We start from the raw sequence: 24,526 nt of genomic DNA on the forward strand, positions 1-24,526 counted from the left end.
ATCTGCTTCCTTTTTATACGAAAATACCCCAAAAATGGGACAGGGTCTTTTATTTTCCTGTCCGAAATTTGGGGTACAGATCATGTGGAGGGGCTTTTTTGCGAAGTTTACTTTTTACGACTTTGATATTCTTTTTCGCGTTGGAAGTGGCTTTCAGACAGGCCGTAACTTTCCACGTTCCCCAGATCCTTGATCAATGAATCCAGATCCTTCTTGCCACTGATAAAGTCCAAGTGCCCTTGGATCTTTGAAATCAGCTCGGTCCCGCGCTCTTTCAAAGCTTCATAGCGCACATATCCCAGCCCATGGGATTCCCAGTCCTTGATGTAACGAGCCGCCGACTGTGACGTTCCGTTGTACATGGTGTTGCGGCACTCTTGATCGGGCTTGATCTGATGCCAGTTGCCGAACTGGTCCTTCAGTTTGACCTGATGTTTTTCACAGGGTTTGCCACAGTCTTTGAAGCTGGTCCCTTTGGAAAGGAAGGCGGCAAACACACAGTGTTCCATATGGAAGCTTGGCATGTACTGGTAAGCGGTGACTTCAAAACGCTCGGCTTGTCCGGCCTGAATCAGTTCTTCCACCTGCACGTGATTCAGGTCATAGCCCAGGCACACGCTGGAAAGACCCTTTTCCAGAAGGTACTGAGCCGTCAGGTGATTGGTCACGTTCAGGCTGAAATCGCCCAGAATCTGACCAGTGTAGGAGTTGGCCTGCAAGTATTGCACAGCCCCCAGGTTGCGCGCCAAGATGGCATCGGGATTCAGGTTGAGCAGATGCTTCACATTGCGGTGTTCATTGGGTTTTAGAATACGTGTGGTGGCAATGGCGACTTTCATGCCTTGATCGCGCAGGACTTTCAAGCTGGGTTCGAAATCCAAACCGAATTCAAAGTCCAGGATCACCAGATTGATACCGGAGGTTTCAATTTCACCTGCGGCGATGGCTTTAGCCACGTCTTCGACTTGTTCTTTGTCGCGCAGAAGAAGATTTAGCTTCAATCCTGGCTTGGCTTTGGCCGCCACTTTATTGGCGTCAATCCAGCTAAGAACCTGCTCCTGCGGAGTGACTTCCGCATCAGCGCCGTTTTTAATGCGCAGATCCGTCAATTCTTTGACCAGCTTTTGGCGAAGTTCTTTGACTTGTTTGTTGGGAATAAACAGCGGTGTGGTTTCATCCAGTTCGCAGGCAAAATTATCACCTCGGAAGGGACTTCCCATCAGGGCAAACAGCTCTTCGCGCAAATCCAGGGAATTCAGCCCCTTGTTTTTGGCAGCTTCGCAGATGTTTTCAGAATAGCCTGTCACGGTGTTTTTGCCGTCAGAGTATTGTACTTTCAATGGCTGACCCAAAGAAGCTTCTGCGCGGATCGAAACTGGAACGCGCTTTTTTCTTTCCTTGTCTTCAACACTCAGGGCCACGTCACGCTTAAGGTCTTTATCGTGGTTATAAAACACACGAGCGCCCACAAACAGATTGTCCATGACGATGTCCCGTGAAAACTCCAGCGCAAAACGGCGCGGGGACAAAGTTTTGACGGCAAAGACGAATCCGCCTTTTTCCGCGCTTTGTCCGTTACGGTCTTTGTAAACCCAAAGAATTCCGTCACCGGCTTGAATGAAGTCCGCTTTTAAGCCCTGGGCGACCTTGTCGTCCGTGATTTCCACTTCCAGGGAATTCCCGTTCACACGCAGAACTTTTCCGAATTCAAACCCACGGTGCGCACTGAAGGTGCCTTCCACCAGTTCCTGGTGATTCACTCCATGGAACCAGCCGCTGTAAAAGCCACGGGAAAATGCCGTGGCCATTTGTTTTTTCAACAAGATAGGATTAGCCAGAGCCTGGTCGCGTTGTGCGGAAGTGATGGCGGCATCGAAACTGCGGGCGGCAGTGGCCACATATTCTGGCGTTTTTAGGCGGCCTTCGATTTTAAAGCAGTCCACACCTGCTTCCAAAAGACTTGGAACTTCGTTGATACCGCAAAGATCTTGCGGGGACACCAGGAAGGACTTGCCACCCAGATCACGCTTTTCACCGTCAACGTACATTTCGTAGTTAAAGCGGCAGCTTTGCGCACATTGACCACGGTTGGCAGATCGTCCACCGATGCCTTCAGAAGTAAAGCATTGCCCCGAGTAGCTGACACACAAAGCCCCATGAACGAAAACTTCGATTTCTTTTGAGGTGTTTTGTTTGATGGCGTGGATTTCTTTCAGCGAATTTTCACGTGCCAGAACAAAGCGCTGAATGCCCAGGTCGTCCAGCCACTGAATGGCTTCGGCATTGCTGATGCTCATTTGGGTTGAGGCATGCACGCGCTGGTGAGGGGCCATTTGACGAACCAGGCGCACCAAGCCCAGGTCCTGGATGATAAAGGCGTCGGGCTTCAGCGGAAGAATTTTTTCAAGGACTTCGACGGCCTTGTGCAGTTCGTTTTGGAAGACCAGAATGTTGAAGGCCAGATTCACTTTCACGCCATACAGGTGGCAGGTGTCGATGATCTCTTTGACCTCTTCGATCTGAAAGTCATAGCTGCGGCCGCGGGCGTTGAAGCCGGGGACTCCCATGAAGATGGCATCAGCACCATTGTGAATGGCAGCCATGGCCATCTCTTTGGTACCTACGGGAAGTAACAGCTCGGGACGTTTCAAATCTTGTTTTTCCATGCGGTGTTTTTAACGAAGGCGGGGGCTGGGCACAAGGGGAATTTCGCCGGGTAAAAGCGGGCTGACGGCGCTGGCAGTGTGAGACCGCCTTAAATCCCATGACGTCAGGTCTAAGTGCCTGAATTGTCATGGGATTTATTCAAGTATTCAAAAGACCTTGAGGGGTCCTTGATTAAGGGCGACTTTTTTTAGCTGTCATTTTTTTGATCAGCTCTTTCATACTTTCAATTTCTCTTTGGACTTCCTTGGGGATGTGAGTTCCCGAAGAGCCTGTGAAGGCCATCTGAATCAGGTCCTGATACTCGGTCAGGCAGGCCGGAGCGATCTTGGATTCAGGGTGTTCCAGGACACATTGTTTCAGATACAGCTCGGGCATGGAGTAAAGGGCTTCTTCTTCGTATCGTCTTTCACAGAAGGACAGCCAGTAAAGAATTTCGGGCTTCAGCGGGGTGTTGGGATACTGCTCAAGATACTTGTACAGAACACTGGAAACTCGCAGATAAGCCAGCTCCCGGTCTGTGTTCATCTCAAAATCACCTGAAAGTTCTTTTTTTAGATTCGTCTGAGCGAACTTGCGCAGTTCATTACTTTGTTTGTCGTTAAACTCCGGATAGGGCAGGGATTTGATTTTTTCTGCGGATTTTACCAGATCCTGCATGCGGTTTTTAAGGAACTCTGGCAGCTCTTTGTTACCCAGATCTTTTTGCAGACTTTGGATCAAGCCCGGAAGGTCCCTTTTGACACGGGTGAAGTAGTACACTTTTCTGGAAAGGGCTTGTTCAGCATGTTCAACCGAAGGATCATTTTTGGGGAAACCAGCAAGAACTTCAGAATATATCGGCAGCGCCTTGTCAAAGTTTCGCACAATAAACAGGAACTCTGCTTCATCAAATGGCTTGCTCAAGAAACGGTTTTTATCAGAAAAATCAAATTTGGTGGAAGAGCTGGGAAGCTGTGTATGACAGGACATGCACACACTCAGCGTAGAGCGAAGCATCCATAAAGAGTAGTCTTTGTTACCCACTCGATAAACGATCTCGGCTTCTTTGAGCTGTTGATTCATCGCCCGGCCTGAAATGGCGAAGCCGGAATTTTTGATTTTACCTTCGTGAGAGATCTTTTCACTTAAGCTCACCATGTTTTCCAGGGATTTTTGAATCACGGGTGCATTCTTAGGGTCACGATAGTCGTCTGCGGAAACAATAAAAGGTTTTAGCGTATAGATTTCCTGAAGCATCTGATCCATGTAGGGTTTGACTTCGGCTTGAGCCTGCAATGAAAGAGAAGTGATTAAGAATAAGAAGAATTTTCCAGCCATGGGCCCTCCGGTTGTATCGCATTCATTACATAGGCTTCATAACTTGGTGGCAAACTAAAAAATGTCTTCTTGTTTGTTCTCCAACCGGGGCGGTTGCGGGTTAACAGGCTGTTCTTGTGATTTTAAGCAGCTACGTCATTCTTTGTTCGAGATTTTCCGGGTTCACGATTCAGAATCACAGTTCAGACAAAAGTATAATTGAACCTAACGGAAAGGAATGAAGATGCAACGTCCATGGTCTCAACGAATTTTAGCTTCTATTTTGGTCCTTCAGGCGCCTTTGTTGGCCCAGGCTGAACTGAGTCCTTACACCAGTGGTGCCGAGCGCAGCGTACTGAATCCTTATGCCGCCTTTGAAGGCGTGGGAAGGGTGGCGGATATCACCCGTAAAACGGGTGGGGCTTTGTACCGTCTGGAGCTGGCCAAACCACTGCCTTTAACGTCTTTGCGCATTAAATCCAAGGCGGGGAAGGTGAAGATTTTAGGCGTGACGATGATGACTGACAAGCAAGAGCGCATCGTTATTAAGAGCTTTACGAACGTGAGCTTGGCTGAAGCGGATCAACCTCTGGCTTCGGAAGTTTTAAGCTCCACTGCGGGGATTGCGATGATCGAAATTCAGGCAGAGGCCATGGGAGGCAGTGCTTCGCTCGAATTAACCGCTGTTTCCAGTCTCGAAGCGCCGCAGTTGTCATTGCGGGATGATTTTTCTTGCAGCAAAAAGTTTGACGCGATTTTGAAAGAAAAGCTAGATGTGGTTCAAGTTTGGGCAGGTCGAGCCGAATCCAGTGCGCCAGATTCTTGGCAGGAAAAGTATGCAAGCAAAGAGTTCACCAAATATGTGAACGACTTTATCACCACCTTGAAAGAGTCTAAAAACTCTGTGGCTTCTACGGAATACACTTTGACGCTGTTAAACTTCTTCACTGAACGCCATAACTCCAGCCGAGTCGGCAGTGCCGCAGAGCAGGGCTATAAATCCATGGCGACAGAGACCTTTGAAGTCTTTTTGGCCTCTTTCCAAAGCCAGCAGACCTGCCGTGTGGTGTCCAGCGAGGCGTTGATTGAAATCACCGTGGATTTCCAGAAAAAGCAGGAAGCCAGCAAACCTGACAGCCGGGCTCGTAAGATCTATGAGATGATGATCGGAAAATTGGGGAAATTCATCCCGACCCAGTATCGCAAAGAGCTGGCGACCAAAAATCTGACGTTCCGTCAGGCCGACAATGAAGGATATAAGTTCTATAAGCAGTTTGCCGCCAGCAAGCCTGAGAGCATGCTGAAAGGAACTTATCAGGAAATGAGTGCGAACGCCTATGCGTTGGCGGAACAAGCCCTGATGAAAGAGGTCAAGGAACTGGACAATGAAAGAACCTATCAGCTGATCGTGGAATTCCAGGCCAAATACAACGACCCGGCCAATTATCCCCAGGAAACAATGATGAAGTATCTGGTTATCCTGTCTGAACACAGCTCCTTCTTAAGAAGTATGATGCCAAAATAAAAGATGCAAAGCTTAAGGCGTGATCCTGGGATCACGCCTTTTTTTACCGGATCTTTTGCGCCAGCCATTTCGGCACAAGGTCTTTCCAGGACTTGCGTGCGGAAATGCCACGTTTTTCCAAATAGGCGATAATGGCTTTGTTATCATAGCGTCTGGCAGCTTCGATGCAGTTCATGTCATCAAAGAAAGACTTCAAAAACGGGTCGGCCTTGTGTTCCAGAAGATACAGGGCAATGTTCGTGTGCCCAGCCGCAATCGCCGCCACCAGTGGTGTGGCTAAAATTTCGGGATGTTGATAGTTCGGATTCACATCGTGTTCGATATGATAGCGTACCAGCTCGATATTTCCATTTTGCGCAGCCAGATACATTTCTTTCCAGTCACCAGCAGACATCAGATCCCCTTGATTGATGGTTTCTCTGGAGTCTAGCATTAGGAATGGTGATGGCTAAAGTATTTTGAGGTGAGTCAGACAGGGCCGGGTTCCCCCGGCCCATTTATTTAGTGGAACAAAGGGAACCCGTAGGTTTCTTCAGCCAGGATATTCAGATATCGGGCTGCGACGGCTTGTGGAATCTCCGTTCCGCTGTTCATTTTTCCTTGGTATTCGACGATCAACTGGAATCTTTGTTCGATGTCCATCATTTTGACTTCGCGTTTCAAGGCCTGTTCGGCAGCGACAAAGGCATAGGCACTCATGCTTTTGCTGGTGTCTTTCAGGAAATCCCCGTCAGGGGCGGCCAGGTACATTTTGAAGTACTTGGATCCCTCTGTGTCGGCATCGCGGAAATTAAGGTTCGCAGCGATAATTTCCTTGCGATATTGCTCGGACGCAAAATCACGGACTTTGTTCATGATTGTGGTGAATAATGGACGAGCTTTTCCATCGGCAGGCATGGCTTTGAGCTTTTTGTTAAAGTCCATCGACACGCTTAGCAGGACGTCGCTTGGATAGCGGCGGCATGGAAGTTCGTTTTGAATTGCAATCACCAGCACATCATACGTGGCCGTCAGCAGATCCTTATAAGCGGGCTCTGAAACACCCCCTGAACGAACGGCATTGTACTGATCCGCAAAGAAGTTCATCAGTGTGATCAGGTAAGCATGGGACGTATAGCTGCCAGCGGTGTTCATGGTGGCAACAAAGTCTTTGACCTGCTCTTTAAGCTGATTGCCTGCAAACTTTTCCTGAACGGATCCGGGGGCACTGGATTCAGCACGTTTCACCCACAGTTGCACCGGGTCCAGTTTGTCCTTCAAAAGGGCGTCGATGTTTCGTTTGCACGAGAACGACGGGATGCGATTGCCTAAGGTTAGCCTTGGGGCTTCTTTGGTCGAGAAGGCTTTGATTTCCAAGGCGGCTTCTCCTCCCATGGCTTCGGCCAGAACCTCGATGCCCGTGATGTTAGCGGCGGTTTGGAACATCTCTGAACTCATCGGGGCTTGCGTTTCATCCAGATTGACACCAACGAACTGACGGACTTGCACCTTTTCATTCTTATCCGTGACCAGAGCGACAGAGTAAATTTTCATACGGCCTAATTTGGATTTGGCCTCCAGGCGCACCAAGGGCAAAGACTTGATCAAATCCAACCGATACAGATCCCCACCGCGATCGCGGGTGATCTGATCAATGCGACCGACGCCTTCATAGAGAGGGGATTGCGGAGGCTCTGTCGGGCGGTTGGGAGGTGCAGGTGGTTTGGGCAATTCTGACTTGGGCGGCTCCGGTGCCGCGAAAGCTATTTGTCCATGAACGAGCAAGGCGAGAACAGCAAAACGTAAATACATGTTCGAACTCCTTTCGAATAATTGCATTCTAATTTCGTACTTCCTTTGTTGAACCTATTCAATTTACAGATTATTCACCTTTGAACAGACCGCGCAGAGAACCTTCGATGTTTTTGTTTTGTCCGTACAAATCTGTCACAAATCGTACAACTCCGTCTGAGCTCATCATCGAAGTCAGATAAGCAGTGTACACAATTGTTTTCTTGTAGCTGGGAACGGCGATCTCGGTGGATTTGGTGACGATTTCTCCTGGGCGGGCCATCATGGCAGCAATGAGTTTGCGATCCCATGGCGTGTCTTCCAGCAGAAACTCGGCTAAGTCCAAAGGTTTTTCCAGACGAATGCAGCCTGAGCTGAGTTGTCGACTGGGGGTATCAAAGAGTTCCCTTTGATTGGTGTCATGCAGGTAAATGGCAAACGAGTTTGTCAGATCAAACTTTAAAACACCCAAGGCATTCCCCAAATGAGGAAGCTGGCGAATATTCACATCAGGCTCTACGCGTCCTGCGGCGATGCCCTTCCAGTCGATTTCTGTCGGGTCCATGCGGCGACGGAAGTCTTTGGACCAGGCTTCATAGTGGTGCGAGTTGAAGTATTCGCGGATCTGTTCGCTGTTAAGATTGGCCAGATCATTGACTTTGTCTTCATAGAAAATTGTCGGTGGCACCACCCAATACGGGTTGATAATGACTTTGACAATTTCGTCTCTCATCGTTGGTGACTTGCGGCTGGGGCGACCATTGACAGTGCGGAAGCTCATAATTCGCGGCCACTGGGTGGATTGATCCATCAGGATGAAATAGGACATCGCCAGATTCACAAAGATATAGCGGTTTTCAAAGTACTGAGGGAACCACCGCATCTTTTCCATGTCGACCTGCAATTGGCGGACTCGGTCCATACAAGACACGGTAAGGAAAGCCCAGACTTTGCCATTTGGAGAAATAGCCCCGTCGGGATTGATTCGCATATTCCATTGAATATCCGTGACGGCATTGAGAAGATCACCGTCAAAGCGGTCATCCAGCAGTTTAAACTTATATCCAAGAAGAGCCAGCCGTTGTTTGATTTCCCTGATCACGGGATGCTGGGAAAAAAGTCTTAAGGTTGTGTTGATCGGAGTGATGGGCTGCCACTGTCCGCTCAAGCAGGAGGGATATACCTTTTCCAGAGCTGACTTGACCGCCAGATACGGCGCATTCTGGGGAGATATAAGGTCCAGCAGACGACTGGGGTCTTCAGCTGCAGTCAAAATAACGACTTGCAGTTGTTTGGGGGTCAGAAAGTCTTTCTGTATGAATTTGATGTCGCGGCCGGCACTTTGGGGGTTGACGCTACCCAGGTGGACCTCTTTTAACAGGCGCAGAAAAGCTTGGTTCGCCAAGGGGCGAAGTCGGGTGGTGTTGCCGGAATTGAGCAGCGACTCCATCGCATCAGTCCAATAGGACTTTGGATTCACCCCGTGGCGCCAGGCATTCATACTGGCCTCACGAAGACTGCGCAGGTCCATCTGGTTTAACAAGGTGTTGTAGTCTGCAGCTGCCTGAAGGTGAAGTGGGGAGCGGACTTCCTCAGAAAAAGCCCCATTGCAAACCAACGTGGGCAGAAGGAAAGCCAGGGTCGCAGAAAGCCGTGCTGTAAACATGGTGGGTCTCCTTTTTTACTGAACTCCCATTTTTTACATAAACGAGATGCGCGAGAATTGAAAAGGATCCAACTGTATAAAGTCAGGAAGAATCACAGGATCGTGGTCGGGTGTCCAAGTAAAGTACAGTCTGACCTCAGAGAAGGTGAGGCAATACGCCTCACCTTAAGATGGTAAAACTAGATACCGGTTCCGTAGAGTCTTAGAAGAATGTTGCCTTCGCTGGTCTTGATGGACATTTCACCGTAGTGGTCACCTGTAGCTGTCGGGGCAAAGTAAATGTCGATCAAACAGTACTTCCCGGCTTCGACGGTGGCACCGCAGTTGGTGGTGGCGGCAAACATATCACCGAAAATCAGAAGTTCGTTGATGTTTAAGTTCCGATCTGGCGGGGCGTTGATCCCAATTTCCGCCAGAGCTGTTTGATTAATAGGGACTTCACCATATTCCAGGCTCAGATAGTCAATGTCAGTCGGAGATATATTAATTCTGTCATTGGCATACCCGGGCAGAGCCAAGAGAGTTGTGAGGAAAAAGGCTGCGAGTGCTTTCATAGGGCCTCCTTTATGTTCTTATTCTAAGAACAAGCGGGCTCCTTCGCAGCATGCATAGAAACAACGGTCTAGTCTTTCGCGGACGGGGGACGTAGATCTTCCACTTTGACCTTGTTCTGGCGGTGCGCCTTGGGGGTCTTGGATTTTTCTTCGTAGAAATCTCCGTGGAAGTTGCGCATGGGGATTTGATCCAGTTCCTTGATGAATTCGTAAGCTTTGATCAGTTGATTCTTAAGATTCAACAGTGTCTGCCTCATTCCATGATCTCCGTTATGTGCTGAATCACAGTTTAAAGGCAGACCCTAAATCTTTTGTGGAATTCTATGGGAAACCCTGAAATCTGGACAGCCGTTGAGCTTTGGGAAGGAGGTTCAGAGGTCTTCTCATTTCTGGAAGGTCCAGGGGGCACCTTCTAAAGATATTTGTCGGCAATCTTCTGGAGTGTGCCGTCTTTCTTCATGTCTTCCAGAGCTTTGTTTAAAGACTGAATCACCACCTCGGGGGTGCTGATATGAAACGCCATCCAATAGTCCGTCGCGTACATGAATGCCAGTCTTTTGTATTTGATGTTCCAGCGTTTTTCATAGGTTTTCTGGCTGCCGTCAGTGACGATGTCCAGGTCGATGCGGCCTTTTTTAAAGGTCTCCATGCGCTCATCTTCACTGCGATAGATGCTGACTTTGAAGCCCTCTTTCTGCAGAACCTGAATCGGGTAGTCATCAAACTGACCGCCGACGGAATACTTTTTAAAACTGCGATAGTCCTCGGCAGGTTTGAAATTCGAAGTGCTCAGTGCCGCCAGATAAACGGAATCTTTTGCGATGGGCCCCACCCATTTAAAAAGTTTTTCGCGTTCCTCAGAGCGGGAGGTGGAAAAGACATAGTGCTTCCTCTTTTGGAGAGCTGCGCTGTAGGCCCGCGCCCAGGGCCACAGGGTGAGTTCCGTTTTTAATCCGGCTCGTTTGAATGCCTCGCGCACCACGTCGGTGGAGTAACCTTGAATCTTATTGTTTTCAAGATAGTTAAAAGGCACGAAGTCTTCGGTCATGCCTTGATAGACGATGTCTTGCATAGGCTGACTTTTCCATTTGGCCAGCACCGTTTCGCAACCTAAAAAGACCGGCAGAAGAATAAGTAGCGGTTTGAGGCAAAGACTCAAAGTTCCACTGCCTTAAAGCGAGCCATCGGGGCCATACGCGCTTTGGTTAATACCAGCATCCCTTCGCTGAGAGAATAATTGTCGATACTTTGTAGGATCTCGACGAAGTTATCTTCTGTTGGCATTTGCAAACAGAACTTTTTCGTGGAAGCCAGTTTCGAAATAAAAAGACGCTGACCGTCCTTGGCCTCAAAGGCGCCAGTAAAGGCATTGCATCCATCGTTGCCATTCACGCGACTGTCACCACTATTGAATTGAACATAGACTTTTTGCGCATCCGCAGAGGCGTATTTCACTGGATGTCCCATCAGTTCGACAAGTTCCCAGCGAATATCCTTAAATGCAGCAGGGGTGGATTCCTGGGTCATTGCAGAAACCTCCGCTTCCGTGTCTGTGGTTGCGCAACCGAAGAGAGATGAAAGAATCAAGGGCAAGGTGCAGAGGATTTTTTTCAAGGAAGATTCCTTTCTGTCGGTTCTTCGCCGACATCCTTTATTTCTGTAGCATCGGTGGCAATTTCCCGGGAGAAAAGATCCAGGGCTGATTGACCGACTTGTTTTGTATCATAGCGCGTGTACCAGCCGACGGCAACAGCCCCCGCAATGGGAATCCATCTGGAAATGCTGGCTCCCAGCATCCGCTGAGTCACCCGTAAACCAAGGCGCTCACAGACGCGTTCGATCGTTCGTAAACTGGTTCGGCGTAAGACATAGCGTTCACCCACCCGGACTACTACGTCACGCAAAAGCTGACTGGCACCGTGTTTAAAAAGACAAAACAGCAGAGCTTCGCGGGTCAGATAACCGGACTTGCCGTGAACGGCGGCGATATCCGCCACCATCTGTGCTTGAATACGCCAGATCGCCAGTAAATCCGGAAGAATGGTCAGCATGCCCAACGGGCCTGGGGGGATGGCCAGGGCTCCGGAAACTCCTGCGGACTTCCACGCGGCCATCTTGATAATGTCTTGGGAGGCTTTATAAGGGTCCGAAGCGGGGGAGAGTTGCGACGAGGGGGCGGCTGTGACCAGGTCATAAAGCGTGCTTGCAACCTTGGAAGCGTCTGATTTTTTTGTTCTCACGGCAGACCTCCTGATGCCGTTATTTTATAAAAAAAGCCGGTGGAGGTCCACCGGCTTTACACAATCATTTTAAGACAATGCCTTTTATTTGTTGTAATAGACTTTCAAGACCACACGACGATTTCTTTGGCGACCGGTGGCGCTGTCGTTCGATGCAATGGGGCGAGATTCCCCGTACCCGATGGCCTCGATGTCTTTTCTGTCCAAGCTGAGCTCTTTGCTCAGAATATCCTTAACAGCTTCAGCACGTTTGCGGCTGAGTCGTTGGTTGTAATCATCACTTCCAACGGAGTCCGTGTGCCCCTCTACAATCAATTTCTTAATCTGAACCTGTCGCAGGTTCTGCAGATTTTTACGTAATTGAGCCAAGGAGGCATCCGTCAATTGTGCCTTGCCCGAGACAAATTCCAGATTGGATAAATCAATGGCTTTGTCCTCTTTGGGAGGCTCAATCACTTTGATGGTGGACTTGGCGGTCCGTCCTTGGTGATCGGTGACCTGAATCTGGACGGTCTGTTTGCGTAGGGGAGCTTCATAGAAACCTGTTTCCTCCATGGAGCCTTGACCGCGAAGAAGGCTGAAGCGATAAGGCGCCTCGCCACCTTCAGCCTCCACCTGCACGGAGGAACCTGTGTAGACCTCATAGCTTTTTTGCGTGAAGCGCAGCGGACTGCGAACTGTGGTTTCGCGGATGGTGACAGTGCGGGTGACAGTACGGCCGAAGCTATCGCGGAACTCAAGACGGCTGAAGCCCGGTTGATCTGAAGTAAACTCGCAGGCACTGTTCAGACTTCCCGGTCCTTCCACGACCTGGCAGCTTTCGATCTGCACATCACCTTCGGCATAGTATTGAATCCATTCAAAGGTGTTGACGACTTTGTCATCAGGTACAATCACAAATGCTTTTTCGACGGTTTTTTCTCCGGACGGAGTGCTGTTTGCGCCAGGCTTCCAGTAGTAGACCAAACCAGCAAAGACACGATAGGCCGGGGACAGGGTTTTGACTCCAGGTTCAACCGTGGCGCCCCAGTCAAAATTCAGATTCTTATACCAGCGGTGTTTAAGCCCCAGCAATAGGTCCAATGAAGAGGCGTCCACGGCATCTTTGTAAGGCTCTTTGTCCAGCGGATAACTGGAGAACGCTTCGAACACCCAGCGGGCGGTCGAGGAAAACTTGTCAGATATTCCATAGGACACCGTCAGTTGGCTTTTCAAAGGGAACATGTGCGCATCAGCTGGCGTGTCTGTGGGATTTCTGATGCGGGCTCCAACGTTGACGGATTGAATGCGGGTGGCTTTGGACCAACTGTAGGCGCCTTCAAGGTTAAAGATGGGAAGTGAGTCTGTCCCCGTGTAGGGGCTGTTTTCCAGGAACGGGAAATCCACGGACCCCAAAAGTGCCCAGTGTGTGTCTTTGCCCGATGCGGAGGACCACTTGAATCCGGGACGGAAGCTGTGAATGCCTTCAGTCAGGTTGACCCGAACCCCGTCTTGTTCCTTGGTGGAGTGACTGAGCAGCACAGGCATCTGCAAACTGAACTGCAGGTTTTCAGAAAATCCGTAAGCCACGCCGAAATCATACTCGAACAATGAATCTTCATAATCAATGCGGTCTTGCGCATTAAGGGTTTTATAAACCAGCAGGTGATCTTTGGCAAAATTCAGATAGTTGCTGAAAACAAAATAGCCCTGCGGCAGCGGGCGGGCCGAGTGGACAGAGATAAAGTCCAGACCATCAGTATTTGGAGAGAAAGTTTGCATATCCCCCAGAACATTGGCCATCGCCGAAAGGGGAAACAACAGAGAAAGAAGAGCCGTCGTCATGCGCATGATGCTGATCCTTTGAAGTAATCTGACTTTTATCTTTTCAGATAGAAGTCCTTCAGAGCAAGAAGGAAAACCATGGAGCGGCTCATTTTGTTTTCCGTTGTGTTGGGAACGTTGCGAAGGTCGGGGGGGCTAGAGCAGATATCTTTGTTTAATACGGGAGCACACTTGCTCCAGAGTCTGGCTGTAGTCCCCGAGGTCTTTGACAATCAGGTGAGCGTGTTCTTTAGAGGGCTCCACGAACATGTTATGCATGGGGCGAACCTGAAGTTCAAACTGCTTATGAACCCCCTCAGGTGTGCGACCGCGTTCATGCACATCGCGATTCAGGCGGCGTTCAAAGCGCAAGGTTTCCGGGGTGTCAAAAAAGATGGCCTCGTCCAGTTCGGCGCGGACTTCGTGGGAATGCAGGATTAAGATTCCATCGACGATGATCACTTTTTTGGGCTGACCAAGCAGGGTTTCTTTTTTTCGTGAGTGGGTGACAAAGTCATAAATTGGAACATTCACGGCAATGCCGGATTTCAGCAGACGCAGCCCCTGCGCCAGCAGGGTGAAGTCCAGCGCCTCGGGATGATCAAAGTTCACCGAGCCTCCGTCCCCGTCAAATTTCGCCGATTGGTCGATGTAGTAATTGTCCTGATACAGAATCGTGCAGTTGGCTTCGCCCAGCATCTGTTGCAGTTCTTTGGCGAAATAGGTTTTTCCGGAACCGCTGCCACCGGCAACACCTATGATATGTGGTCTTTGAATCATGACAAAACCCCTGTTGAACCTTCGCAGTTTCGGTATTTTAGCTGTATTTTTCAACAGGGGCGTAAGGGGTTTGCAGTCTTTGCAGGACTGTCAAAACTGTAAACGAATGACTCGGTCTTTCTTCTTTTTGTGGGTTAAGCCGGTTGGTTATAAAGCCAACTTAATGCGTATTTAGAGTTCAAGTACCCGCACTTTTGCATGATTTTTAAAGCAAAGTAGCTCATGTCTTTGTAGCCATATGCCACCCATTTTAAGGTTTTTATAGCTCGATTTATGCCCTCCGACACCCCAGAAGTTAGACGATGAACAAAGTACGCCGTAAATTCGGGTCTATCTAGAAGGCTCCAAAAGTACTTAGCTAAATACTTTGCTCCAATCATTTCGCTCCACTCATAGCACAAAGTAAGTTCATTCATGGCATCATCTGGAGTTCCACAAATATCGAACATCCTGTGAAAGCGCTCTTTGATCATCTCAAGCTGCCCAACAATTCTATTTTCTCCCATGACCTTCATAATGAGCTCCCTATCATGCGTTGATCTGTTATTCGCTTTGGTGATGTAAAGGTATTTATACTTTCCGCTGAGATAGCCGTGGTCGGAGATCTTTTGTGTTTTAGTCCAGACCTCTCTTCGCTCTTGGTTCAGAGTCTCGTTGAAAGACTGAACTAAGTGAAAACGATCCCAAACAATATCTGCAGTTGGGCAGTACTGCCGGACACTCTCAGCATAGCCACGATGTTGATCGCAGGTGACGACTTTGATGCGTTGACAGGCCTCTGGGCCGATCATTTCAAAGAAGGTGTCCAGAGCTTCTTTGCGTCTGGAAGTACTGACCCAGATTACTTTGTGAGTTCGGTGATCAATTATCACAGTTAAAAACAGATCATCTCGACCTTCCCCCTCTTTGAGTTGGGCAGTACCGCGAGCGTAAACTTCGTCAACAGAGATATGAGTGACTTCGGGAATGGAGTATCCCTGCAGCAGCCTCTGTAAAATATGTTTGTCGACTTTATAGCAGGCCATTTTATCGACAGATTCAAGTTTTGAGACTTGTAAGACCGTTGTAACCTCAGAAAGGCGACTGATCCACCAAGCTAGTTCCATCGTGATATGTGGGCTTGTGGGGCAAAGAAAGTCAATCCACTCACTGCGAACTTTTTTACAGTTATGGCACTCTCGTTTTTCTCGAAAAAATCCTACAGAGACAGTCCACCCGAATGCTCTAAGATGTTTCGCAGAAACCCAGTATCGATCATGCATGGCCCCAAGTTCTTCTCCACAGACATTGCAAAGTCGTTTCCGCGAGGTTTCAGACTCTAAAATTAGCTCCATGTGTTGTCGGAAACGAAATTCTTTGATGTCTTTAACAGAAAATCCTTGAAAGGATCTGAAACAATGAGGAATGTACATCTGAAGCCTCGGCTCTTTGTGTTGTCGTATTGATATTGCGTAGTAACAAAATCAAAACAGACAAATGCACAGAAAGCAGGGGCTTTTTTATTTTAGCGCGTAGGCTGTGGGTAAGTGCCTTTAAAAAGGGATCTCCGGCAGGCAGGATGCCTGCGCCCGCCTACTGGCGGGCAAGAAGCCGGCTGAGCCTGGATGGCGTATCCCGTTTAAAGGGACTTATCCACAGCCGACCCACTTATTTTAGAAAGATCCCGAATGACTTAGTAAATCAGCGGCTGTGGCGTAGAGGAGTCTATCGGGTTATTCACCCCCAGTTCACCTTCCTGGCCCTCACCCCAACACCAGAGCTTTCCACCATTGGAAATTGCACATGTGGTTCCTGATCCGGTGGAAATGACCGAGGCGGGCAAAGCTTCTGCAGGCATATTCACCTGTGTTGGAAGGCTGACGGCCGAGGTCAGAGTTCCCACTCCCAAGCGACCGTTGGTGTTTAGCCCCCAGCATTTGATTGTTCCCATGGTGGTTACACCGCAGGTCATTTGTTCTCCGGCTGAAATCTGGGAATAGGAAGTCCCACTGTCGATCACCGTCGGGGTTGTGACGCTTCCAGAGGTCACACCGTTACCAAGGGCGCCAAAGTCGGCGCCACCCCAGCACTTCAGAACGCCACTGGTGGTGACGGCACAGGTGTGCATACTTCCGACGGACACTATGGAATAGGTTGTTCCCACATCAATCGCGGTTGGTGTGTTGTAGTTGGTGACATTGCCGGTGCCAAGCTTGCCATAGGTGTTCGTGCCCCAGCATTTGAGTTGTCCGGTATTAGTGATTCCACAAGTGTGGCTCGATCCTGCTGAAATCTGATTATAGGTCACACCCGCGTCGATTGTGATGGGGCTGGTCTTGAAGACCGTGGTCCCGTCACCAAGATTCCCTGAGATATTATCACCCCAGCACTTTAAGACGCCCATCGTGGTGATGGCGCAGGCTGAGCTGTTAGCGACCGACAGGTTGATAAAGTAGTCGCCGCCGGTGACCGGCGCTGGCAGATCGTGAAGGGAGGTTGTGCCGTCACCGAGCTGACCTTTGGTGTTCATCCCCCAGCATTTGACTTCGCCAGCATGGGACATGCCGCAGGAGAAATCATAGCCCATCTTAACATAGCTCCAGTCGGTGCCCGCGGGGGCAATATGTTTAGGGATGTTTTGTTGAGTGCTGACGGGATATCCTAATCGTCCTCCGCTAGGGTTCCCCCAGCAGAAGGATCCCATCATGGACTTGGCACAAACGCCGTTAAACCCAGAGACAAATACGTTTTCTGAGCCATTGGCAAAGGGGCCACGAACATTGATCGTATAGCTTCCGGCTTGAGTCAGGCTGGAACTTACCCCCAGGGTCAGAGCCTGAGGTGTGCGTGCTTTAAGAAAGAATGGCACTGAATATTGACCCGCAGCCAAGCTGACGGAGCTGACGGGGTAAGAGCAGGCGCTGTCTGAGAAGTATTCGGCAGAGGAGGAGGTAAACTGGATTTCTAATGGGGATGGAGCCAGCACGGCAGTGTGCTGATCATTCACCAGAATGGCTTCGAAAGGGGAGTTGTAGCAGAAATCACGAGTTGGTCCGTCGCTGTGCCCCCGCAATTCCAGTTTCGAAGGTGTGTTGGTGCCGCCGCCACGATAGATATTTTGAGTCAGCGAAACGAAGCTCGCACCTGACAAAGTGATGCTATTTTGCCCCGCAGTCCCCGTGCTTTTCACCCACACCGCTGTTGAAGAGGTATAGGAAGGGATCGTGATGGACGTTTGCGCAGCTCCCGAACAATCGGAAGTGCTGTAAACAGAAAGACCCGCTCCGGGGGCGAGAGTCACGACACCGGGACTCATGGCATTATCGGGGCTGTTGCCTGCATCAATGTAGCGACGAGTTAATTTAAATGGATAACAGAGATCCGGCAAAATAGACCGAGCCCCTTGAAGCTCAACCCCTTTCAGGCCGGAATCGACAATTTGATAGGTTTTTGTTTGAGTCTGCAAGACCACAGCAGAGGAGACATTGGTGATGCTGATTTCCAGAGGGCCTGGAGTGTCGGGGGCACGGAAGACAACGTCTTTAAAGTTTTGACCGGCAGCAATCGTGGAAGTCGGACTGGTGCCCAGCATCTGGTGACATTCGTCGTAGCTTTGGTAAATGCCAACTTGGGTCCCATTCAGGGATAAAGAGAACTGAGTGTCTGTGGGAAGAACACCATGTCTATTTTGATCGTCAGAAAGAAAGACACCCACGCTAGTGCAAGCTCCCAGAACATAGGTGTTGGCCGGGAACCAGTCTTTGCTGCTGGTAATGCGTGTAGGAATGCTTGCGCCTGGATTTGAAGGGCCGTCCTCCGGGAAATCAGGACCCCGGCAGCTATCAAACCATTTTTCTGAATCATAAGTGATGGGAATATCGACGACGGTGGTTTCTCCGGCACGAAGTTTCATCCCTGCCTTGGATCCCAAAACATAAGGACGTGACAGTCCGTCACCGAAGCCCGCGGATTTAAAGTCTTTGCATTGTCCGTCAGGAGCATAAAAGCCGATCACCAGGAACTCGCGGCTGTCCCCGGAAGGAACTTCCATGGTCAGTTCACCACCAGCAGGAACTCCGCCGGTCCAGGGACCTACGTTGCGCGCCGGTGCTGAATTGTCGTCGCGTGCGCAGGTGTTTCTGCGAAGAGCCTCTTCCGGCCCAGTGACAGTGACAAGATAGCAGTTGATTGGAGCAGAACCCGTAAATCCAGTGGGGATCGGTCGACCGTCCGGTGTCGTACCGCCAGAGGTGGCAAAGGCTTCAGCTTTTGAGGCTAACGATTGTGCGGAGGGAAATTGAATGCGCACTTTGGAGGAATCCTGCAAAGACAGACGATCACATCCTGAGAGCCCGACAAGAAGCCCCAACATCGGAAGAACGGAATAATTTTTCATGTTTTACTTGTCGGCTTTTTGATAAGTCTTCTAAATGATCAGGGGAGCTTGAATAATTCTTAAGCTCGAGATGTTGTACCGAAATAGCGCAAAAAGATGTCAGTTGTGACATGATTAGAGAAAGGTCCAGTCGAGGCCTGAGACCTCGGTCCAAAAGAGAGACAACTGACAAAGTATTTTTTTAATCCAAGAATTTCTCATCTAAAATGAAATCATATTTAACAGCAGGGATGGATATGAACGTAAAGGCTGCGTCTTTAAATACGGTGGTGGGTTTATTTGTCTTGGGACTTGCGGTGCAGGTCTCTGCCGCAGAAAAAATGTATGGTGTCTTTATGGTCGTCAAAGGGGGCGTGCAGATCCAGTCTCCGGGTAAAGCGGAAGCGGCGGCCAAAGTCGGTGCCAAAGTCTATGAAGGTGAAAAAGTGATCACGGCTGCAGACTCTCGCGCCAAGATTGTCATGTCCGATCGCAACGTCCTAAATCTGAATCCTGACACGACCATTGAAATTGCCACTTATCAGAATGATCCGGCCACAGGTAAAAAGAACGTCGAAATCAAACTCGGTGCGGGTAAACTGCGCGCCAACGTTGAGCAGAACTATGATGGTGAAAAAAACAAATTCCAGGTCAAAACTCCAACAGCGGTGGCTGGGGTGCGTGGAACTCAGTTTCAGACGGGGTTTGATCCAAAAACCAGCATGACCTCAATCGTCACCTTCAAAGGATCTGTGGCGGTGATGGCTGTGAATCCCCAGGGGCGTCCGATGGGGCAACCCGTGATTGTTAAAAAAGGCCAGATGACCACGACGGCTCCGAACGCCAGCGCGCCGGAAGCTCCAAAGGCCCTACCTAAAGAAGAAATCAAGCAGATTGAAAATGACTCGCTGGCGACAAATATTCCTCCGGCGGTTCCTGCTACTGAGTCCGGAGCCAGTCGGGAAATTGCTTCCGAGGCTCCTGCAACTGTCGGACCAGAAGCTGCGCCGACCACGTCCATGATTGACAGCAAAGATATGGATTTGGGCATGGCAAAAGAAATCAAACCGGTGGCGGGGACCGCGACAGCTCCACCCAACACCACGGTGCGCGCTCCAACCACGGATACGGCGGTGAAGGATGTTTTGCGCTCCGGTGGGAAAACCAAGGTTATCATCCGTCCGACTCCTCAATAATCTAATTAAGAAGAAGACACATCTATGAAATTTGCAGCTTTGGGTATTGCGGGTGTTTTTATTGTGAATTCAGCCTATGCGCTGGATGCAAAAATTTCTCAGACACAGTCCTTGGAATTGGAACTTCAGGATAATTCCGTACAAGGCGATTCACGTCCTCTGCGTGTGCGGGACAGTGAATCCGGCAAGGTCGCTCAGGTGATGTTGCACCGACGTGGTGGCGCGAACGGCCCCTGGAGCGGTTTTTTCATCATTCAGTTCTTTATCGGGGACAATCGTCCGCGCATTCTGGAATTTTCAGATCCCGGCCAGCCACCTTTTTATGCCTATGCTATTCCCGGTCAGACCGTTCAGCGTATTGTGCTGTTTAAGTCCGCTGATGAACTGGCGAAGTTCGTAGCCGTGCAGGAACAAAAGCAAAAAGCCAAGCCAGTGGCAGCGGCGCCGGTGGCTAAAGTGCTTTCTCCGCAGGCGGTACGCCGCTTGGAGCGCCAAGAGCGTGAGGAAAAGCGCCAGATGGAAAAAACACAATTGGCCTTGGAAGAAGAACAGGCCAGACAAAGAGCCCAGTTGCTGGAACAACAGGCGGCTTTGTCGCTGGCAGAAAAAAATCGCAAGAAAGCCGCAGCCACAAATATGGTCAAAGAAGCTGACAAACTTTACGCCAAACAAGACTATGCCGGGGCTGAACGCAAGTATGCACAGGCCGTGGACATGGATCCGGAAGAGGATTCTTACTACTACCGCTATGGTGTGACCCTGTATAAAATTGAAAACTACAATAAGTCGCTGGCAACGTTGTCCATGGCGGATGTTCCATCAGAACTGTCTTTGGAGAAGGACTACTATGTTGCCCTCAATCATCTGAAGCTTCGGGATTACGAAAAAGCACGCAAACAGTTTGTCGAGATCCGCTCGGAGAATGATGCGACCTTAAGTCCGATGGCATCCTTCTTTGCGGGGAATATCGAGATGCAGCAGCAGAAGTTCCCCGAGGCCCGCTCGAGCATGGAGTATGTGCTGGATAACTCCAAGGACCCTCGCTTGGATCGTTCGGCGGAAGAGCTTCTGAATCAAATTGACAAGATGCAGGCGTTTTATGAGAGCAAGAAAGAAAAGTATCGCTTCACCGGATTCATTGGCGCTGTATATGACGGCAACGTTTTGAATGTGGCTGAAAATAACGTGACCACGGATGTGAAGGCCTTGCGTTTGAATTATGGCGCCAGTGCTTTGGCCATCTGGAAGCGAACCCCGACATCGGATTTTGGAACCCAGATCGGAATTTCTGATTACTACAGCACCAACACCAGCTTTCAGGGTGATGCGGTTTTACAAACGGCGGACCCGTTGCAGTTGGATCTGAGTCTTCCGTTTCACAAGGAATTTGAATTCTCAAAACGCTCTTTGAACTGGGAACTTGTTCCCACTTATCGCAGCATCTACATGAGCCCCACGGGCGGCACTCGCTCAGAGGTGATTCGATCCCTGGGGGTGAACACCACGCTGGCGGCGCCAGTGCAAAGTGATATGTTGATGGCCGTGCGTCTGGAAGCATCCAAAGAAGAGACCTTGCTGGACTCTTCCGTGGGCGACGATGACCAAAGTGGTCTGCGCTATGGTCTGACCTTGTTGCCGACGTGGATTTTGGATCTAAAAGGGGAGAAGTCTTTGACCCTGGATGCGGGTTATCTGATCAATCAGGCCGAAGGCCGCAATTACCGTTATAAACGCTCGTCTGTGGGGCTGACCTACGCTTTTGCAGCATGGTGGAAAAGCAACGCCAGTTTGCGTGCCGAATACTCCAGTCAGAACTATGATGAGGCGGTGACCACACGTATCGATTCAAACCCCATTGTCACCGCGGCTTTCAATAAGGATCTTAAGCGCAACGTGAACTGGTTGATGAGTGTGCAGTACAATGTGGGCGATTCGGATGAAGACTCTTACGATTACAACAAGTTCGTTGTCACCAGTCTGTTCACATTCACCCACAGCATTCTAGGGAAATAATTCTATTTGGTCTTCATGACATAGACTCCGTCCCATCCTTCCGGGGGTGGGGAGTCGATATAGTCCTGGCACCTTTCAATATAGAGCTCGCACACCGGTTCTTGCCCGTTGGAGATTTCCAGGCCTTTTTTGAAGAACTCCTGGGCCTCTGCAAAGCGTCTTTCATGATAGGCTTTGTAACCTTGTTCGAACAACGTCAGCATTTCCGCTTGTGTGCCGGAAGCTTTTCCTTCGCAGATCAGTTCAAGGATACGAACGGGCTCCAGCTTTCCTTTGACCCGCACCCGATCAATTTCCCGGGCGGTAAACTGCCCCTGAATATCGGCGTAAGTAAATTCACTGATCACGATTCTGGTGCCGTATTCTTTGTTGATCCCTTCCAGACGCGAAGCCAGATTCACCGAGTCGCCCATGACGGTATAGTTCTGAACGATATTAGAACCCATGTTGCCGACGCTCATTTCGCCGGTGTTGATGCCGATTCCGATATCGATATAAGGAAGCCCTTTGTCAGAGAATTCCTTTTGCAGTTCTTTGAGTTTATCCAGGCTTTGCAAGGCGCAACGACACGCATGGGCGGCGTGCTGAGCGTCCTTCACCGGCGCTCCGAAGAAGGCCATGATCGCATCCCCCATGTATTTGTCCAGAGTCCCCTGGTTTTTAAACACAATCTCGGTCATTGGAGTCAAATACAGATTCAGAACGCGGGAAAGTTCTTCCGGAGGAAGTTTTTCTGAAATCGTGGTAAATCCGCGCACGTCTGAGAAGAAGGCGGTCATACGCTCTCTTCGCCCACCCAGTTTAAGATTGGCAGCGTCCTTTAAAAGTTCGTCGACCACGGCCGGAGAAACATATTTCGAGAAGGTGGATTTTAGTTCTTTCTTCTTTTTTTCCTCGGTGAAGTACTTAAACAACTGAATGGCGGCAAAACCTGTCAGAGCGCTGATATAGATCAGGAATGAATGCAGCAGGATTTGTTTGTGCATGAAGAGCCACAGATCCAGACCTGCCAACAGTGCAAAGATCAGAACAAAGCCCGCAATAGAGGCCAAAGGCCCCATTAAGGCCCACGCCGTGGCGAGCACGGTGCCGCCGATCAAAAGAATCCACGGCATCACGGCGGATTCGGCATTCCAGGGTTTTAAAAAGTTTTTATCGAACAGATTCGCCAGCATGGTCAGATGAAGTTCAGGGCCGGGATAGTTAGCTTCCAAAGGGGTGTTGCGCAGATCGTACAGACCCACGGCCGTGGCCCCGACAATCAGGCTGCGATCTTTGAAGAATTCTTTTTTGTCGTATTCCTTGGTTTCATAAACCAGTTGTTTGGATTTTTGATTCAGGACACTGGTGGTGACCTTGACGGTCGGGCTGTCGTTGAAAAGCTCTTTGGCAGAAACGTAGGGCAAAGACATCTGGCGGCCATAGAAATTGATCAGCAGCTGGCCGGAACCATCGACAGGGTAGCTGCTGATTTTGACTTCCGGATCCTTTGAGGTGTCGTAGATATTGAAGGACTCCAGGGATTTTTCGCCTTTTTTACCGGTGTTCATTTTCAGTTCGGCTCGGTAGGGTCCGGAAAGCAAAAAACTTTGTAAGGCCATGGAAGGAATGAAGCTGGTTCCAAGCTTGTGGCCCGAACGGAAGAACAGGGGATAACGGCGCACGTAGCCGTCGGAATCCAGTTGCGCAATAAAGCTGGCGGTGTAAGTGGCCGGGGTCTGCAGCTCAAGGATGTTGGGAGTCCACTCACCATACTGCGGGATGGGATGGGTTTTGTACGAACTGCGTATGCGTGCCAGCAGATTGTCAAAGCTGAGATTCTTTAGCTCAGGGGAGTCTTTGGTAACCTCTGCATATAACAGAACCACCTGGGCCCGATTTTCACCTTTGAGGAAAATATCGTCTTTAGTCAACCAAGAATGGCAATAGTCAAACAGTGCCATGGACTGTCGGGCTTTCAAGTTGTTCTTTTGGAAAGTGGAGAGCTCTTCGCGCGAGGATTTTCCCAGGCTTTTAAGAAGCTCTTCTTCTTCGCGTTCCTGAATACTGTCAAAGAAGGTTTTAAAAAGAGGTGCCCAGTTCAGATCATCAATTGCATGGGTTTCTTCATCGATGGAGAAGCTGGGATTGATTTTCACCAGTTGATCGCCCCCTGTGGCCAGGAACGCTTCAGCCACACAAAGATCCTGATGGGGTTGGAAATCGATCAGGTTTTCGCTGAAAGTTCCAAGGACGATTTTGTCAGGATTTTTTTCAATAACCCTGGCAAAGGCTGTATCCGCTGCAGGGTTGGCAGTTTCAGGTTCCGCAAAGATCACATCAAAAGAAACCGACTTCGCGCCATGTTGCAGGACTTTGTCAGTCATCTCCGCGATCATTTCGCGGCTCCAGGGCCAGCGGCCTATTTCACGCACAGAGGCGTCGTCAATGGCGATCAAAGCGACTGGCGCCTGACTTTGAACCGAGGGGCGCAGCTTGTATTTAAAATCGTTGATACGCAAATCCAGAACTTCGGTGCTTTCCAACAAAGGACTGTAAGGACGCTGGATTGCGGGGGTTCGTGAGTACTTAAAATAGTAATCACTGAACCACGCAAAAAACGCCGAGATGATGATGCCGATCAAGATGCTGATTTTTTCTGTCTTCATGGTGCTTGCTTAAA

General features: G+C 49.7%; 18 protein-coding genes. 3 read left to right on the forward strand and 15 right to left on the reverse strand.

Annotated elements, in window-relative coordinates; genetic code table 11:
* Window positions 1–107: 107 nt before the first annotated feature.
* Window positions 108–2,666 carry a peptidase U32 family protein gene (locus ACZ5ZV_RS06295; RefSeq protein WP_464120580.1) on the reverse strand — a complete coding sequence of 853 codons (2,559 nt, stop codon included), beginning with the start codon at window positions 2,664–2,666 and terminating at the stop codon, window positions 108–110.
* Window positions 2,667–2,838: 172 nt separating this feature from the next.
* Window positions 2,839–3,984, reverse strand: a complete 1,146-nt coding sequence (locus ACZ5ZV_RS06300; RefSeq protein WP_464120581.1) for a hypothetical protein — start codon at window positions 3,982–3,984, stop codon at window positions 2,839–2,841.
* A gap of 223 nt (window positions 3,985–4,207) precedes the next feature.
* Between ACZ5ZV_RS06300 and ACZ5ZV_RS06305 the strand changes: the two genes are divergently transcribed.
* The gene (locus tag ACZ5ZV_RS06305; protein WP_464120582.1) at window positions 4,208–5,488 is read left to right on the forward strand and encodes a beta-sandwich domain-containing protein; all 1,281 of its coding nucleotides are present in this window, start codon (window positions 4,208–4,210) and stop codon (window positions 5,486–5,488) included.
* A gap of 43 nt (window positions 5,489–5,531) precedes the next feature.
* Here ACZ5ZV_RS06305 and ACZ5ZV_RS06310 read toward each other — a convergent pair whose 3' ends face one another.
* The 12 genes from ACZ5ZV_RS06310 to ACZ5ZV_RS06365 form a co-directional block, all read right to left on the reverse strand.
* Window positions 5,532–5,921 (reverse strand): ankyrin repeat domain-containing protein, encoded by a 390-nt coding sequence (locus ACZ5ZV_RS06310; RefSeq protein ID WP_464120583.1) that lies wholly within the window; start codon window positions 5,919–5,921, stop codon window positions 5,532–5,534.
* A 68-nt stretch (window positions 5,922–5,989) separates the two neighbouring features.
* Window positions 5,990–7,279 (reverse strand): beta-sandwich domain-containing protein, encoded by a 1,290-nt coding sequence (locus ACZ5ZV_RS06315; RefSeq protein WP_464120584.1) that lies wholly within the window; start codon window positions 7,277–7,279, stop codon window positions 5,990–5,992.
* A gap of 70 nt (window positions 7,280–7,349) precedes the next feature.
* Complete coding sequence (locus ACZ5ZV_RS06320; RefSeq protein WP_464120585.1) at window positions 7,350–8,924, reverse strand: L,D-transpeptidase family protein; 1,575 nt, start codon at window positions 8,922–8,924, stop codon at window positions 7,350–7,352.
* A 179-nt stretch (window positions 8,925–9,103) separates the two neighbouring features.
* Window positions 9,104–9,478 carry a hypothetical protein gene (locus ACZ5ZV_RS06325; protein ID WP_464120586.1) on the reverse strand — a complete coding sequence of 125 codons (375 nt, stop codon included), beginning with the start codon at window positions 9,476–9,478 and terminating at the stop codon, window positions 9,104–9,106.
* 68 nt (window positions 9,479–9,546) lie between these two features.
* Window positions 9,547–9,735, reverse strand: coding sequence for a hypothetical protein (locus tag ACZ5ZV_RS06330; RefSeq protein WP_464120587.1), 189 nt, complete (start codon window positions 9,733–9,735; stop codon window positions 9,547–9,549).
* A gap of 155 nt (window positions 9,736–9,890) precedes the next feature.
* On the reverse strand, window positions 9,891–10,550 hold the full coding sequence (locus ACZ5ZV_RS06335) for a substrate-binding periplasmic protein (RefSeq protein ID WP_464120588.1): 660 nt from the start codon (window positions 10,548–10,550) through the stop codon (window positions 9,891–9,893).
* An 83-nt stretch (window positions 10,551–10,633) separates the two neighbouring features.
* The gene (locus ACZ5ZV_RS06340; RefSeq protein ID WP_464120589.1) at window positions 10,634–11,092 is read right to left on the reverse strand and encodes an META domain-containing protein; all 459 of its coding nucleotides are present in this window, start codon (window positions 11,090–11,092) and stop codon (window positions 10,634–10,636) included.
* Window positions 11,089–11,718, reverse strand: coding sequence for a hypothetical protein (locus ACZ5ZV_RS06345; RefSeq protein ID WP_464120590.1), 630 nt, complete (start codon window positions 11,716–11,718; stop codon window positions 11,089–11,091). The genes ACZ5ZV_RS06340 and ACZ5ZV_RS06345 overlap by 4 nt, the downstream gene beginning before the upstream one ends.
* A gap of 84 nt (window positions 11,719–11,802) precedes the next feature.
* Window positions 11,803–13,548 carry an OmpA family protein gene (locus ACZ5ZV_RS06350; protein WP_464120591.1) on the reverse strand — a complete coding sequence of 582 codons (1,746 nt, stop codon included), beginning with the start codon at window positions 13,546–13,548 and terminating at the stop codon, window positions 11,803–11,805.
* 129 nt (window positions 13,549–13,677) lie between these two features.
* A complete protein-coding gene (udk, locus tag ACZ5ZV_RS06355) occupies window positions 13,678–14,298 on the reverse strand; it encodes a uridine kinase (protein ID WP_464121395.1) in 621 nt (206 codons plus the stop codon).
* Window positions 14,299–14,435: 137 nt separating this feature from the next.
* Entirely contained in the window at window positions 14,436–15,713 is a 1,278-nt protein-coding gene (locus ACZ5ZV_RS06360) for an ISL3 family transposase (RefSeq protein ID WP_464118183.1), read from the reverse strand.
* A 260-nt stretch (window positions 15,714–15,973) separates the two neighbouring features.
* Complete coding sequence (locus ACZ5ZV_RS06365) at window positions 15,974–18,676, reverse strand: RCC1 domain-containing protein (protein WP_464120592.1); 2,703 nt, start codon at window positions 18,674–18,676, stop codon at window positions 15,974–15,976.
* Window positions 18,677–18,912: 236 nt separating this feature from the next.
* Here ACZ5ZV_RS06365 and ACZ5ZV_RS06370 point away from each other — a divergent pair, with 236 nt between their 5' ends.
* Window positions 18,913–19,851 carry a FecR family protein gene (locus ACZ5ZV_RS06370; protein WP_464120593.1) on the forward strand — a complete coding sequence of 313 codons (939 nt, stop codon included), beginning with the start codon at window positions 18,913–18,915 and terminating at the stop codon, window positions 19,849–19,851.
* 24 nt (window positions 19,852–19,875) lie between these two features.
* Window positions 19,876–21,864 (forward strand): tetratricopeptide repeat protein, encoded by a 1,989-nt coding sequence (locus ACZ5ZV_RS06375; protein ID WP_464120594.1) that lies wholly within the window; start codon window positions 19,876–19,878, stop codon window positions 21,862–21,864.
* A 2-nt stretch (window positions 21,865–21,866) separates the two neighbouring features.
* Here the strand turns inward: ACZ5ZV_RS06375 and ACZ5ZV_RS06380 are convergent, their stop codons facing one another.
* Window positions 21,867–24,512 carry a CHASE2 domain-containing protein gene (locus ACZ5ZV_RS06380; protein ID WP_464120595.1) on the reverse strand — a complete coding sequence of 882 codons (2,646 nt, stop codon included), beginning with the start codon at window positions 24,510–24,512 and terminating at the stop codon, window positions 21,867–21,869.
* Between the last annotated feature and the right edge of the window lie 14 nt (window positions 24,513–24,526).

The organism is Bdellovibrio sp. HAGR004 (assembly GCF_055397015.1).